The following is a 14,771-nucleotide window of genomic DNA, read 5'->3' as shown; positions in this document are numbered from 1 at the left end:
TCGCGCAGCGAAGGTCCATCGAATCCTGCCGCGGCCCCTGTGGTCCGGCGCGGCCCGCTTGCACCTCGTCGAACCCAGTATCGCACAGCTTCGCAAAAACCGGCTGTGCCGCCCGCCGCGAGTGCTGGCCGTATCACACAAGTGAGTCGATTATGCGTCTTTTCAAGGTGCCCTGCTTGGACGGCGCCGCACACGCAAAGCAGGAATTACCCCTACAAATGTGCTCTTTGCAACGAGCTTATCGGCCATCCCAAAAATTCCTTGACACCCGATTTAAGAGATTCAACAATCAAACTGGCACTTTTTTCCGGGGGCCACTCCACGGATAAGAAATGCCCGAGGTGAGCCAGTGAAGAAAAGAGGGCACTCGCAATGAGGGGTGGGTTCCAATCTTTTCCAAGGGCTCTTGGGATGCGACGAGAGTTAGAGGGGAAGTACGAATGTCTACAGGTACGGTCAAATGGTTCAACGACGCGAAAGGCTATGGATTCATCACGCCCGATGAAGGCGGCGAGGATCTGTTCGCACATTTCTCGGCGATTCAAATGAATGGGTTCAAGACGCTCAAGGAAGGCCAGAAGGTCAGCTTTGAGATTGTCCAGGGACCGAAAGGCAAACAAGCTTCGAACATCCAGGACGCTGCCTGACCGTTCGATCAGAACCTGCCTCGTGAACCCGGCCTTCGCGCCGGGTTTTTTTATGTCCGGTCCGAACCGTTGGATGACTCACATATTGAGCGCATTCGCCAAATTAAAACCCCGAAAGGCATAAGCCTTTCGGGGTTTTTAAAATGCGCGCTCGAATAACGGTGAGCTGTCACATATTCTCGATCATCACCTCGCCGAAACCCGAGCAGGAAACCTGAATCGCGCCTTCCATGAGACGGGCGAAATCGTAAGTGACGCGTTTCGACAATATGGACTGTTCCATCGAATGAATGATGCGGTCCGCGGCTTCAAACCATCCCAGATGACGCAGCATCATTTCGGCTGAAAGAATTTCCGAGCCGGGATTCACGTAATCCTTGCCGGCATATTTCGGCGCGGTGCCGTGCGTCGCCTCGAACATCGCGACCGAATCCGACATGTTCGCTCCCGGCGCAATGCCAATGCCGCCCACCTGCGCCGCGAGTGCATCCGAGATGTAGTCGCCGTTCAGGTTGAGCGTGGCGATGACGTCGTATTCGGCAGGACGCAGAAGGATCTGCTGCAGAAAGGCATCGGCGATCACGTCCTTCACGACGATGTCGTTACCCGTCTTCGGGCTCTTGACCTTCATCCACGGACCGCCGTCGATCAGCTCGGCGCCGAATTCCTTCTGCGCGAGCGCATAGCCGTAGTCACGGAAGGCGCCTTCCGTGAACTTCATGATGTTGCCCTTGTGCACCAGCGTGACCGAGCGGCGGTCGTTGTCGATGGCGTACTGGATCGCCTTGCGCACCAGACGCTCAGTGCCCTCGCGCGACACCGGCTTGATGCCCAGGCCGGACGAATCCGGAAAGCGGATCTTCTTCACGCCCATTTCGTCGCGCAGGAACTGGATGACCTTCTTCGCCTCGGGCGACTCCGCCGGCCACTCGACGCCCGCATAGATGTCTTCCGAGTTCTCGCGGAAGATCACCATGTCGATTTTCTCCGGCTCGCGCACCGGCGACGGCACGCCCTTGAAGTAACGCACCGGACGCAGGCACACGTAGAGATCGAGTTGCTGGCGCAGCGCGACGTTCAGCGAGCGGATACCGCCGCCGACCGGCGTCGTCAGCGGGCCTTTGATGGACACGATGTAGTCCTTCACCGCGTCGAGCGTCTCGTCCGGCAGCCAGACATCCGGGCCGTAGACGCGGGTGGCCTTCTCGCCCGCGTAGATCTCCATCCAGTGAATCTTGCGCTTGCCGCCGTAGGCCTTCTCCACCGCCGCATCGACGACCTTGATCATGACCGGCGTGATATCGACGCCCGTGCCATCGCCTTCGATGAACGGAATGATCGGCTGGTCCGATACGTTGAGCGAGAAATCCGCGTTGACAGTGATCTTGTCACCGTCCGCCGGAACCTTGATGTGCTGATACGGCATGGTCGACTCCAGAGAAGGCCGGGCTGAATGGAAGCAAACTGGATGGAGAGCGCGCCTTCAGGCATGCGCGCGCGTGTGCATGCCAGCATGGCGAGACCGTCATTCTAACCACGCCGGACGGCCTGCGGGCGGCGTGGAGACCGCGAGCAGCGTGAGCCGCGCGGTGTTACGCATGCTTTAAGATGCCGGATTCTCCGGGCCGAACCCATCACTTTAGCCGCGCGCGCTTCGCATGCCATTGATCGCCCTCAACAAACCCTTCGGCACCATCTGCCAGTTCTCCGCGCATGAAACGCGCGCGTCGCTCGCGGACTGGGTCAGCACGCCGGGCGTCTATCCGGCGGGACGGCTCGACGCCGACAGCGAGGGCCTGCTGCTGCTCACCGATGACGGCGCCCTGCAGGCGCGCATCGCGGAGCCACGCCACAAGCTCGTCAAGCGCTACTGGGCGCAGGTGGAAGGCGCGCCGGATGACGCGGCGCTCGCGCATCTCGCCCGTGGCGTCGATCTCGGCGACTATGTGACGCGTCCATGCCGCGCCCGCTTCGTCGCGGACGAGGCCTCGCAGGCGCTCTGGCCTCGCACGCCGCCGGTCCGCTATCGCGCGGCGATTCCGACGACGTGGATCGAACTCGCCATCAGCGAGGGCAAGAACCGTCAGGTGAGGCGCATGACGGCGGCGGTCGGCTTTCCGACGCTGCGGCTGGTGCGCATTGCCGTCGGCGCCCTCGACATCTTCACGCTCGGACTTGCGCCGGGTCAGTCCGTCGATGTACCGCCGGCCGCGCCCTGGCAACGCCTTCGGTGAATCCCATTCATCGTTCGCAAAAATTCTTCGCGAAGTGAGCTTCGATGCGCACATGAATACGCGTGTCATGAAGATCGGCTAATGCAGTTCGCGGCGTTTCGCGCCGGCCAGATTTTTTTCGGTTCTGCTGTGCAATTTCCTGAAATCCGCGTCAACCGACTCTTCGCGCGCTGCGTTAAGGGCCCCAGATGCCGCGAAAAGCTATCCGGCATGAGCGAATAACCGATTACAGCACGCTGTGTGCTCCAGGGTGTTTGAAAGGTTCAACGTTCACAGGCGTGTCGTCTTTAAATCAATCGATACGGCTGTCAACCGAAAGGTAGGTGGCTCGTTTACCGACATGACTCCATGACCGGGTCGTCTTGGTTAAATCAACTCAAGCTGAGGATTTACAGAATGAACAAACTGATCGCTGCTCTCGTCGCTGGCCTGTTCGCAACCGCTGCTTTCGCACAAGACGCATCGGCTCCGGCCGCTGCTGCTCCGGCAGCTGCTTCGTCGGCTCACAAGTCGTCGGCTCACAAGAAGTCGCACAAGTCGTCGAAGAAGTCGCACAAGAAGGCAGCTTCGGCTCCGGAAGCCGCTTCGGCAGCTCAGTAAGTTTGCTGCAACACGCCGTATAGCTGTAAAGAACGAGTCTTACCGCCGTCCTTACGGCGTTGCAGGGCAGACCGCCGCAAGGCGTCTGCCCTTTTGTTTTGTACTGCCGCATCGAGTAACATGCGCGGGGTTTGCCCGGTTCGCGCTCGAAGAGAATGTGAGCAACAGTGGGCAACAGAGTTGCAATCGAATGAATAAGGGAGCTTTGCCGTGAATCTCGTCTTGCGTGCCGTCGCGCGTTTCCGGAATCAACGACTCAACCTCATCAAGCTGGTGCGCGCGTGCGTGATCGCGCTCGCCCTGCCGTGCGCGGCGCTGCCGCTCGCGCAGACGGCCCAGGCGCAGACCATGCCGCCCGGCGCCAAGCAGCCCTCCGATTTCCCGCGCGCCAAGCTGACCGCCGGCATGTTCGTGATCGATGCAGCGGTCGCCGCCAACGACGCCGATCGCGAGCAAGGCCTCATGTACCGCAGCCAGCTTGCGCCGAATGAAGGCATGCTTTTCGTGTTCAACGAAAACGCCGTGCATTGCTTCTGGATGAAGAACACGTTGATTCCGCTGTCGATCGCCTTCATCCGCGCGGACGGCACGATCACCGACATCGACGAGATGCAGGCCGAAACCGAGAACAATCACTGCCCGCGCAACAACGGCGTGTATGCGCTCGAAATGAGCAAGGGCTGGTTCGCCGCGAAGGGCATCAAGCCGGGCATGCAGATCAAGGGACTGCCGCGCGCGCAGTGAAACGACGCGTCAGAACAGACGACCTCCGATGATCAAAACCGGCGCCTCCCGCCGGTTTTTTTTCGACTGCCGAACCTGCCGCGCGCCTTCCGTGATTCCTGCAAAAAGCCTGCCGACGCGCTATTCTTCAAAGATTCGCATGGGCCGGAACGGGCTTTGCACTGCCTGTTCGGGTCGTTTCATCCACAGGAGGTTCACGTGCCCCGCAAGACTCCCATCGAGCGCTATCGGAACATCGGAATCAGCGCTCACATCGATGCCGGCAAGACCACGACTACCGAGCGCATCCTTTTCTACACCGGCGTGACGCACAAGATCGGCGAGGTTCACGACGGCGCGGCCACGATGGACTGGATGGAACAAGAGCAGGAACGCGGCATCACGATCACTTCCGCCGCCACCACGGCCTTCTGGAAAGGCATGGCAGGCAACTATCCGGAACACCGCATCAACATCATCGACACGCCGGGACACGTCGACTTCACCATCGAAGTCGAGCGTTCGATGCGCGTGCTCGACGGCGCCTGCATGGTGTACGACTCGGTCGGCGGCGTGCAGCCGCAGTCCGAAACCGTGTGGCGCCAGGCGAACAAGTACAAGGTGCCGCGCATTGCGTTCGTCAACAAGATGGACCGCGTCGGCGCGGACTTCTTCCGCGTGCAGCGGCAGATCGGCGAGCGCCTGAAGGGCGTGGCCGTGCCCATCCAGATTCCGATCGGCGCGGAAGAGCATTTCCAGGGCGTGGTCGACCTCGTGAAGATGAAGGCGATCGTCTGGGACGACGAAAGCCAGGGCATCAAGTTCAGCTACGAGGAGATTCCCGACAATCTCAGGGAACTCGCCCACGAGTGGCGCGAGAAGATGGTCGAGGCCGCGGCCGAGTCCAGCGAGGAGTTGCTCGAGAAATATCTGGAAGATCACGAGAGTCTGACCGAGGACGAAATCAAGGCGGCGCTGAGAAAGCGCTGCGTCGCCAATGAAATCGTGCCGATGCTGTGCGGCAGCGCGTTCAAGAACAAGGGCGTGCAGGCGATGCTCGACGCCGTGATCGACTACCTGCCCTCGCCGGTCGACGTCCCCGCCATTCTCGGTCACACCGAAGACGACCAGGAAGCCGAGCGTCATCCGAGCGACGACGAGCCGTTCTCCGCGCTCGCCTTCAAGATCATGACGGACCCGTTCGTGGGTCAGCTGATCTTCTTCCGCGTGTATTCCGGCGTGGTGAATTCGGGCGACACGGTCTACAACCCGGTCAAGGAAAAGAAGGAGCGTCTCGGCCGGATCCTGCAGATGCACGCCAACGAGCGCAAGGAAATCAAGGAAGTGCGTGCGGGCGACATCGCCGCGGCGGTCGGCCTGAAGGAAGCGACGACCGGCGACACGCTGTGCGATCCGAACAAGGTCATCATTCTCGAACGGATGATCTTCCCGGAGCCGGTGATCTCGCAGGCCGTCGAGCCGAAGACGAAGGCCGACCAGGAAAAGATGGGCATCGCGCTGAACCGGCTCGCGCAGGAAGATCCGTCGTTCCGCGTGACCAGCGACGAGGAATCCGGCCAGACCATCATCTCCGGCATGGGCGAGCTGCACCTCGAAATTCTCGTCGACCGGATGCGGCGCGAGTTCAACGTCGAGGCAACCGTCGGCAAGCCGCAGGTCGCGTATCGCGAGACGGTGCGCAACAAGGTCGAGGACGTCGAAGGCAAGTTCGTCAAGCAGTCGGGCGGACGCGGCCAGTACGGCCACGTGGTGATCGCGCTGGAACCGGACGCGGGCAAGGGTTACGCGTTCGTCGACCAGATCAAGGGCGGCGTGATTCCGCGCGAATACATCCCGGCCGTGGACAAGGGCATCCAGGAAACGCTGAAGGCCGGCGTGCTCGCGGGCTATCCGGTGGTCGACGTGAAAGTGCGGCTGACCTTCGGTTCCTACCATGACGTGGACTCGAACGAAAACGCGTTCCGCATGGCCGGCTCGATGGCCTTCAAGGAAGCCATGCGCCGCGCGCGGCCCGTGCTGCTCGAACCGATGATGGCCGTCGAGGTCGAGACGCCCGAGGACTTCATGGGCAACGTGATGGGCGATTTGTCCGGCCGGCGCGGCATCGTGCAGGGCATGGAGGACATCGCGGGCGGCGGCGGCAAGCTGGTGCGCGCCGAGGTACCGCTCGCCGAGATGTTCGGCTATTCCACGTCGCTGCGCTCGCTGACCCAGGGCCGCGCCACCTACACGATGGAGTTCAAGCACTACGCGGAGACGCCGTCGAACGTCTCCGAGGCGATCATCAACTCGAAGTCGAAGTAGAAACGCAAGCCGGGCGCGCGCGCAAATGCGTGTAGCATGCCTGTAGCCTCGAGGTCCGTTGCCGGCGCAGGGTTGGCCGCAACGGACTTCTTCTATCCGCAGACGATACAACCCAACCGCGACACAACCGCGACATGAGCGACGCACATCAGCATATCGATTGGCGCGAACACGGCGTCAAGGTCATCCGGGGCGATCAGCTCGACACCAACACCGCGCAGACGCCCGGCATGAACCGCGCCGCCGCGATCAACGCCGCGCGCGTCGGGGCCCAGAAGATCTGGGCCGGCACCGTCACCATCCATCCGAATGCGAAGACCGGCGCGCATCATCATGGCGCACTCGAGAGCGTCATCTATGTCGTGCGCGGCCAGGCGCGCATGCGCTGGGGCGAACATCTCGAATTCACGGCCGAAGCGGGTCCGGGCGACTTCATCTTCGTGCCGCCCTATGTGCCGCATCAGGAAATCAACGCCAGGACCGACGAGCCGCTCGAATGCGTGCTCGTGCGCAGCGACAACGAAGCGGTCGTCGTGAACCTGAATATCGATGCCGTTGAGCAGCCCGAGGAAGTCTATTGGGTCGATCCGATTCACAAGCATCCGCACGACCATTGAGGGCGGCACGCTGAGGACGGCGGCGCGGCGCGTATCTTGCTACCCAGGCCAGACGCGGCGGCGCTTTCGACGCGGCTCAACTGATCGCCCGCCCGGCGCAACCCGGCGCGGGCGCGACAACTACAACATCCGCACACGATGAAGACATCTTCCACCGACGCGCCTCTCCTCGACCTCGCCCGCCCGCATGCGGGAGAACTGGGCAATCATGCGATCGACGAATTCATGGCCGGGCGCCTCACGCGCCGCGAGCTGCTGCGCCATGCGAGTGTGCTCGGCTTCGCGCTCGCGGCGGGCGGCTTGTTCGGCATGCCGTCGGCGCGTGCGCAGGGCACGGCCAAGCCGGGCGGCACGATCCGCGTCGCGCATCTGACGCCGGCGGGCGCGGTGGATCCACTCACCGTCACCGACGCCGCCGGTCTCGCGCTGATCAACCAGACCGGCGAATTCCTGATCGACGATGACAGCGAGCACCTGACGCTGCGCCCGGCGCTCGCGCTCTCGTGGAAGTCGAACGACAAGGGCGACGTCTGGACCTTCAAGCTGCGCCCGAACGTGAAGTTCCACGACGGCCAGCCGATGAGCGCGAAAGACGTGGTCGCGACCTTCAACCGGCTGTCGGATCCGGGCGCGGGCTCGGCGGCGCTGTCGGTGCTGAAGGGCGTGCTGTCGAAGGATTCGGCGAAGGCCGTCGACGATCACACGGTCGAATTCCACCTCGACGCCCCCAACGGCAATTTTCCGTATTACGTGTCCTCGAATACGTACAACGCGGTGATCCTGCCGGCGAACTTCACCGGCCCGTACGAAAAAAGCTTCATGGGCACGGGCGCGCTGAAGCTGGAGAAGTACACGCCAAAGGTCGGCGCCTCGTTCGTGCGCAATCCCGACTACTGGGGTGAGAAGTCGCTGCCGGATCGTGTCAGCTTTTCGTTCTATGCGGATCAGCAGGCGCAACTGCTCGCGATGCAGGGCCGCCAGGCCGACGTGATGGGCGACTTCACGGTGCAGGGCGGCGTCTCGATGCTGACCAATCCGCAGTTCAAGGTGCTTGGCACGAAGTCGAGTTCGCACCGGCAGATTCACATGCGCTGCGACATGGGCGCGTTCAGGGACAAGCGCGTGCGCCAGGCGCTGGCGCTCGCGATCAATCGCGAAGTGATCGTCAAGGGGCTGTTCCGCGGACGCGCGCAGGTCGGCAACGACAGTCCGTTCGCGCCGGTGTTTCCGTCGAGCGACCTGAGCGTGCCGCAGCGCAAGTTCGATATCGCGAAGGCGAAGCAGTTGATGGGCGAAGCGGGCGTGGCGAACGGCTTCGACATCACGCTGACCACCGAGAAATACATGGAGATTCCCGATCTCGCGGTGGTCGTGCAGAACGCGGCGAAGGCGATCGGCATCCGCATCACGCTCAAGGTGGAAAGCCAGGACCTGTACTACGGCTCGGGCACTTTCGGCAAGTCGGACTGGCTCGATTCGCCGCTCGGCATCACGGACTACGGTCATCGCGGCGTGCCGAACGTGTTCCTGAATGCGCCGCTGACGAGCGGCGGCACCTGGAACGCGGCGCACTTCAAGAACCCGGAGTACGACAAGCTGGTCACGCAGTTCGTGGCTGCGCTGGATGTCGCGTCGCAGAAGAAGCTGTCCGGGCAGATCCAGCGCCTGCTGCTCGACGAAACGCCGGTCGTGATTCCCTATTTCTACGACCAGTTGATCGTCACGCGCGCGACCGTCTCGGGCGTGCGCTTCAACGCGATTTCGCAAATGTGGTTCGACCGCGCGACGGTGGCGGCCGGTTGAGCGCGGCTAGGAGGTTCACGCGATGAGCACCCTCACGCCCACCACGCGCGTGGCCACGACGGGCAACGGCGCCGCGAAACTGCGCCGCATCGCGCGCTTCGTCGGCGTGCGGCTGCTGCTCGCGCTCATCACGCTCTGGCTGCTGTCGATGATCGTCTTCGCGGGCGGCCAGTTGCTGCCGGGCGATGTCGGCCGCGCGATCCTCGGCCCGCTCGCGGACGCCCGCGCGGTCGCGGCGCTCAATCATCAGCTGGGCGTCGACCGGCCGCTGCTCACGCAATACAGCGGCTGGATCAGCCATTTCCTGCGCGGCGACATGGGCGAATCCTATGCGTTCCGCGCGCCGGTCGCGCCGTTCATCGCGGGCGCGCTGTGGAACTCGGCGAAGCTCGGCGCGCTGGCGTTCGTCGTCGTGGTGCCGCTCGGCATCGCGGGCGGCGTGTACGCGGCGCTCCACGCGGGCCGCTGGATCGACCGGCTCATCAGCATCGGCGGACTGACGGCGACGGTCGTGCCGGAATTCGTATCGTCGATCGTGCTGATCCTGATCTTCGGCGTGTGGCTGCAATGGCTGCCGATCGAAGCCACCGCGCCCGCCGGCGCAGGCTTCTTCACGCAGCTCGAACACCTGGTCCTGCCGGTGCTGCCGCTCGTCTTCGTGTTCTTCGGCTATATCGCGCGGATGGCGCGCGCCGGCACGGTCGAGGCGCTCGACGCCGACTACACCCGCACCGCGATCCTGAAAGGCCTGCCGCAGCGCGTCGTGATCCTGCGGCATGTGCTGCGCAACGCGTTGCTGCCGACCATCACCGTGGCCGCCACGCAGCTCGGCTACATGATCGGCGGCCTCGTGGTGGTGGAGACGCTGTTTCACTATCAGGGCATCGGCTCGCTGATCTACACCGCCGCTCAGGGCAAGGACTTTCCGATGCTCGAAGCCGGCGTGCTGACCATCGGCGTGATCTACACCGGGGCGAACCTGATCGCGGACGCGTTGTATGTGGTGCTGAATCCGCGCCTGCGCACGTCCGAATCCAGCGGAGACGCACCATGAGCACGACCGCCGCCCCGGCCTCCCCGCCCGTCAAGCCGCGCCGCTATGAGGCGCTCGGCGCGCTCGCGCGTTCGGGCAGCTTCGACCTCGGCGTATTGATCCTGCTGTTCTGGGTGCTGTGCGCGCTGTTCGGCCACTGGCTCGTGCCGCAGGACCCGTTCGCCTCCGACCCGCTCAATTCGCTCGCGCCGCCTTCCGCCGAACACTGGTTCGGCACCGATCAGCTCGGCCGCGACGTGTTCGCGCGGGTGATCGTCGGCTCGCGCGACATCCTCACCATCGCGCCGCTCGCCACGCTGCTCGGCACCGCGGCGGGCACGGCGATCGGCCTGATGGTCGGCTACTTCGGCGGCTGGGTCGACGCCGTGATCGGCCGCGCCATCGACGCGCTGCTGGCCCTGCCGCTCGTGATCGTCGCGCTGCTGGCGCTGGCGGCGGTGGGCGCGAGCAATACCACGGTGATCCTCGTCATCGGCCTGACCTTCGCGCCGATCACCGCGCGCACGGTGCGCGCCGCCGTGCTCGGCGAGCGTCATCTGGACTACGTGCTCGCGGCGCAACTGCGCGGCGAGAACGCGCTGTACATCATGTTCGCGGAGATCCTGCCGAACGTGCTGCCGCCGATCATCGTCGAAGCAACCGTACGGCTTGGCTACGCGATCTTCGCGGTCGCGACGCTTTCCTTTCTCGGCTTCGGCATCCAGCCGCCGTCCGCCGACTGGGGTCTCGCGCTCTCCGAGTGCTACACGCTGATGGCCGGCGGCGCGTGGTGGACGGTCGTGTTCGATGCCGCCGCGATCGCCACGCTGGTGGTCGCGGTGAATCTGGTCGCCGACGCCGTGCAGGGAGTGCTCGACCGATGAACGGCCCGCCGCCCTCTGCCTTCCCCACCTTCGGCGCCGCGAAAGGCGATCAGGCCGACGCACTGACCGTCGTCGGGCTGACGGTCGCCTACCGGTCGCGCGGACGCGAACGCGATGTGCTGCAGGACATCACCCTGCGCGTGAAGCGCGGCGAGGCGTACGGGCTCGTCGGCGAATCGGGCTGCGGCAAGTCGACGGCCGCACTCGCGGTGCTGCGCTATCTGCCGCGCAACGGCCGCGTGAAGGCGGGCAAGATCACGATTGCCGGCAGCGATGTCGCCGGGCTCAGCGCCGATGCGCTGCGCGGCATGCGCGCCAACGCCGTCTCGATGGTCTATCAGGATCCGGGGCGCGCGCTGAATCCGTCGCTGACGATCGCGCGGCAAGTCTCCGAAGCGTTCGAAGTCACGGGCGCCTCCGCCGGCGAAGCCCTCGCCCGCACCGCCGACATGCTCCGCCGCGTGCGCATCGCGTCGCCGGAACGCGTGATGGAGAGCTACCCGCATCAGCTGTCCGGCGGCATGCAACAGCGCGTCGTCATCGCGATGGCGCTGGCCTGCAATCCCGAACTGCTGATCCTCGACGAACCCACCACCGGGCTCGACGCCACCGTCGAGGCCGAAGTGCTCGATCTGATCGCGCAGCTGCGCGCCGAGCTGGGCACGGCCGTGCTCTTCATCAGCCACAACCTCGCGGTGATCGGGCGCATGTGCGAGCGTGTCGGCGTGCTCTATGCCGGCAAGCTCGTCGAGGAAGGCGCGACCGCCGACGTGTTCGCGCAGCCGCGTCATCCGTACACGGTGGGTCTGCTGCGCTGCCTGCCGCGCGCGGGACGCAGCAAGGAAACCGGTCGGCTCGACACCATTCCCGGCTCGCTGCCGCTGCCGGGCGCGATCGCGCAGGGCTGCATCTTCGCGCCGCGCTGCAAGCTCGCCGACGAGCGCTGTCTGAAGGACGCGCCGCCACCCTACCGCGTGGCCGCCGCGCACGGCGACCAGATGGCGCGCTGCCATTATCACGAGCGTGCGCAAGACCTGCCGCGCGCCACCGACGAAGCGCCGGTGCCCGTCGCGAACGGCACGGGACAGCCGGCGTTGTCGGCGCGCAATCTGTCGAAGACCTTCCGGGTCGGCGATGAAGACGTGCGCGCCGTCCACGATGTCTCGCTCGACCTCGTGCAGGGCGAAACGCTCGGGCTGGTGGGCGAATCGGGCAGCGGCAAGACGACGCTCGCCAAGCTGTTGCTCGGGCTCGTCTCGCCCGACAAGGGCGCCACGCTCGAACTCGACGGCGCCAGCCTGCCCGAGCGCGTCACCCAGCGCAGCGACGAGCAGGTGAAGTCGTTGCAGATCGTCTTTCAGAATCCGGACTCGGCGCTCAATCGCGCGCATTCGGTGCGGCAGCTGATCGCGCGCTCGCTGTCGAAGCTCGCCGCGCTGCATGGCCCGGCGAAAGAGGCGCGACTGCACAAGCTGACCGAAGCCGTGCGGCTGCCGGCGCGCTATCTCGGCGCGCGCACCCGGCAATTGTCGGGCGGCCTGAAGCAGCGCGTGGCGATCGCACGGGCGTTCGCGGGCGACCCGCGCGTGGTCGTGTGCGACGAACCGACCTCCGCGCTCGACGTGTCCGTGCAGGCCGCCATCCTCAACCTGCTCGCCGACCTGCAGCGCGAACGCAGCGTCAGCTACGTGTTCATTTCGCACGATCTGCATGTCGTGAGGTATCTGTCGGACCGCATCGCGGTGCTGTATCTCGGCCGCATCATGGAGATCGGCCGCGCCGCCGATGTCTTCGGCGGGCCGCAGCATCCCTATACCGAAGCGTTGCTGTCGTCGGCGCCGTCACTCGACGGCACGCATGCGAAGCGCATTCGTTTGTCGGGCGACCTGCCGAGCGCGGCCCATCCGCCGTCGGGCTGCGTGTTCCATACGCGCTGCCCGCGCAAGATCGGTGCGGTGTGCGAAACCGAAACGCCGCCCTGCCGCGCCGCCGGCAACGACCACGCGATTCATTGCCACATTCCGGTGGAAGAGTTGCGAGCGTTGCAGCGCCGGGAGAGTTGATTGCACGGCGGGCCGCCCGGCGCAAGCATTGGCCGGAACCAAAGCGGTCCGCCACGTCTCTCATCGGTTCGACGTTCAACAACAATGAGGATTCAACCGATGAAACCCGCCCGTTCCATGGCCCGCGCATCGCTCGTCGCCGGCGCTGCTTTCGCCGTCACCTTCGCCGCCCAGGCACAGACCACCGCGCCCGCCCCAACGCCCGGCGCCTCCGACCCGACCTTCTCCGCCTACACGCTCGCGCAGCAGTGCGCCAACAAGTCGGATAACGCCGCACTGGCGCAGTGCCTGGGCGCGGTACGCGGCATCGTGCGCGGCTATCAGTACGGCGTACTGTTCCTGTCGCAACGCATGTCGCTGCCGGAGGCCGAGACCAGGCGCGTATCGCTGTGCCTGATGGACACGAAGGTGTCGTCGATCATCGATGATTTCGTCGCTGACGCGAAGCAGGTCAACGAAGACGACCTGAAGCGCACGCCCGCCGAAGTGGCGGTGCTGGGCTCGGTGCACGCGCATCACGCCTGCAGTTGAGCAGGCGCGGCTTCACAGCAATTGCTACAGCATTTCGAGCGGTCGCTTCGACTGGGGCGGCCTGAACTGCTGATCGATGTCGGCGAGTTCGTCCGCCGACAGTTCCAGGTCGAGCGCCGCGCGGTTCTCACGGACATGCGCGACGTCCGCCGCCTTTGGAATGGCGAATACCGCCGGTTGCTTCAGCACCCACGCCAGCGCCACCTGGAACGCCGACACCCCGCGCGCCGCCGCGATCTTTGCCAGCGCGCCGCCGCGCGGCAGGCGCGCGTGATCCACGGGGCTGTACGCCATGGCCGGCATGCGGCGTTCGCGCAGCCACGGCAGCAGGTCGAATTCCGCCCCGCGCCGCGCGACGTTATAGAGAATCTGATTGGTCGCGCAGGCGTTGCCGCCGTCCAGGGAGAAGAGCTCTTCCATGTCGTCGGTGTCGAAGTTGCTCACGCCCCAGTGGCGGATTTTGCCGTCGCGCTGTAATTTTTCGAAGCCGGCCAGCACGCCTTCCAGATCCTCGCCGCCGCGCCAATGCAACAGATACAGATCGATGCGGTCGGTCTTCAGGCGTTTTAGGCTGCGTTCACAAGCGGCCTGAACGCCGCCCTCGCTGCCATTGTGCGGATACACCTTGCTGACGATGAACAACGCGTCGCGCCGGTCGCCGAGCGCTTCGGCGATCAATTGCTCGCTCGCGCCGTCGCCGTACATCTCAGCAGTATCGATGAGCGTCATGCCCAACTCGACGCCCTCACGCAAGGCTGCAATTTCCTTGGCACGCGCATTCGGGCGGTCGCCCATTTCCCAGGTGCCCTGTCCGAGTTTCGGAAGAGTTTCGCCGCTCGGCAGCGTGACGGTTGATTCGGCAAGGGTCATTCGAGCCTCCTGATAAGCCAGCCGATCACAAAGCACGGAACACGCCCGCAGCGCCTGGTGAAGACGCCTTGGCAAGTCATTCATTGCGAGCCCGATACCGAACGCGTGAACGAAGAAAGTGATTCGCATGCGAAAGACCGACTCCAGTGGTCATTCAGAGTATTGACTACACATACTTCCACGCGCTCGCTTATGACTCCCGGAGTTAATTCCAGCGTCCGCTTCAGTTAATGCAAACGTCGGTAAATGAATGCAACATACGGTTTCGAATTCGATGAAATATAAATTCGCTGCGGTCGAACATTCATCTTCTTATCCCCTGATCGGTTTCATTTTTCGTACCAAAAAACGCGTTCCGGCGATTCCTCATAAAAGAATATTCGAAAATGACGAAAATATCAGAAACTGGTAGCAAAACTTTAAAGAATTGGATATTGCAAT

At 64.0% G+C, this 14,771-nt stretch carries 13 protein-coding genes; 11 read left to right on the top strand and 2 right to left on the bottom strand.

Going from position 1 to position 14,771, the window contains the following annotated elements; all coding sequences use genetic code 11:
• Positions 1 to 440 precede the first annotated feature (440 nt).
• Positions 441 to 647: a cold shock domain-containing protein CspD gene (gene cspD / locus QCE69_RS02680; protein WP_008351201.1), complete on the top strand. Its 207-nt coding sequence runs from the start codon at positions 441 to 443 to the stop codon at positions 645 to 647.
• 169 nt (positions 648 to 816) lie between these two features.
• Here cspD and icd read toward each other — a convergent pair whose 3' ends face one another.
• On the bottom strand, positions 817 to 2,073 hold the full coding sequence (gene icd, locus QCE69_RS02675; RefSeq protein ID WP_309914180.1) for an NADP-dependent isocitrate dehydrogenase: 1,257 nt from the start codon (positions 2,071 to 2,073) through the stop codon (positions 817 to 819).
• Between the two features lie 232 nt (positions 2,074 to 2,305).
• On the opposite strand from icd, the gene QCE69_RS02670 reads away from it, so the two are divergent.
• The 10 genes from QCE69_RS02670 to QCE69_RS02625 all read left to right on the top strand — a co-directional run bounded on the left by QCE69_RS02670 (position 2,306) and on the right by QCE69_RS02625 (position 13,460).
• The gene (locus QCE69_RS02670) at positions 2,306 to 2,881 is read left to right on the top strand and encodes a pseudouridine synthase (RefSeq protein ID WP_309914178.1); all 576 of its coding nucleotides are present in this window, start codon (positions 2,306 to 2,308) and stop codon (positions 2,879 to 2,881) included.
• Positions 2,882 to 3,277: 396 nt separating this feature from the next.
• Entirely contained in the window at positions 3,278 to 3,481 is a 204-nt protein-coding gene (locus tag QCE69_RS02665; protein ID WP_309807438.1) for a hypothetical protein, read from the top strand.
• 264 nt (positions 3,482 to 3,745) lie between these two features.
• Positions 3,746 to 4,225 carry a DUF192 domain-containing protein gene (locus QCE69_RS02660; RefSeq protein ID WP_404987349.1) on the top strand — a complete coding sequence of 160 codons (480 nt, stop codon included), beginning with the start codon at positions 3,746 to 3,748 and terminating at the stop codon, positions 4,223 to 4,225.
• Positions 4,226 to 4,423: 198 nt separating this feature from the next.
• On the top strand, positions 4,424 to 6,529 hold the full coding sequence (gene fusA / locus QCE69_RS02655; protein ID WP_309929335.1) for an elongation factor G: 2,106 nt from the start codon (positions 4,424 to 4,426) through the stop codon (positions 6,527 to 6,529).
• Positions 6,530 to 6,663: 134 nt separating this feature from the next.
• A complete protein-coding gene (locus QCE69_RS02650; RefSeq protein WP_309807436.1) occupies positions 6,664 to 7,146 on the top strand; it encodes a cupin domain-containing protein in 483 nt (160 codons plus the stop codon).
• Between the two features lie 138 nt (positions 7,147 to 7,284).
• Positions 7,285 to 8,949 (top strand): ABC transporter substrate-binding protein, encoded by a 1,665-nt coding sequence (locus tag QCE69_RS02645; RefSeq protein ID WP_309929332.1) that lies wholly within the window; start codon positions 7,285 to 7,287, stop codon positions 8,947 to 8,949.
• A gap of 22 nt (positions 8,950 to 8,971) precedes the next feature.
• On the top strand, positions 8,972 to 10,003 hold the full coding sequence (locus tag QCE69_RS02640) for an ABC transporter permease (RefSeq protein ID WP_309914172.1): 1,032 nt from the start codon (positions 8,972 to 8,974) through the stop codon (positions 10,001 to 10,003).
• Positions 10,000 to 10,866, top strand: a complete 867-nt coding sequence (locus tag QCE69_RS02635; RefSeq protein WP_309914169.1) for an ABC transporter permease — start codon at positions 10,000 to 10,002, stop codon at positions 10,864 to 10,866. The genes QCE69_RS02640 and QCE69_RS02635 overlap by 4 nt, the downstream gene beginning before the upstream one ends.
• On the top strand, positions 10,863 to 12,929 hold the full coding sequence (locus QCE69_RS02630) for an ABC transporter ATP-binding protein (RefSeq protein ID WP_309929330.1): 2,067 nt from the start codon (positions 10,863 to 10,865) through the stop codon (positions 12,927 to 12,929). Before QCE69_RS02635 ends, QCE69_RS02630 begins: the two co-directional genes overlap by 4 nt.
• 99 nt (positions 12,930 to 13,028) lie before the next feature.
• Positions 13,029 to 13,460, top strand: a complete 432-nt coding sequence (locus QCE69_RS02625) for a hypothetical protein (protein WP_309914164.1) — start codon at positions 13,029 to 13,031, stop codon at positions 13,458 to 13,460.
• A 24-nt stretch (positions 13,461 to 13,484) separates the two neighbouring features.
• Here QCE69_RS02625 and QCE69_RS02620 read toward each other — a convergent pair whose 3' ends face one another.
• Positions 13,485 to 14,330, bottom strand: a complete 846-nt coding sequence (locus tag QCE69_RS02620) for an aldo/keto reductase (protein ID WP_309929328.1) — start codon at positions 14,328 to 14,330, stop codon at positions 13,485 to 13,487.
• Positions 14,331 to 14,771: the final 441 nt, after the last annotated feature.

This window comes from Caballeronia sp. LZ032 (assembly GCF_031451315.1).
In the GTDB taxonomy this organism is placed as follows: domain Bacteria; phylum Pseudomonadota; class Gammaproteobacteria; order Burkholderiales; family Burkholderiaceae; genus Caballeronia.
The sequence above is the reverse complement of the archived record's forward strand: the minus strand, read 5'-3'. Positions and strand labels throughout refer to the sequence as shown.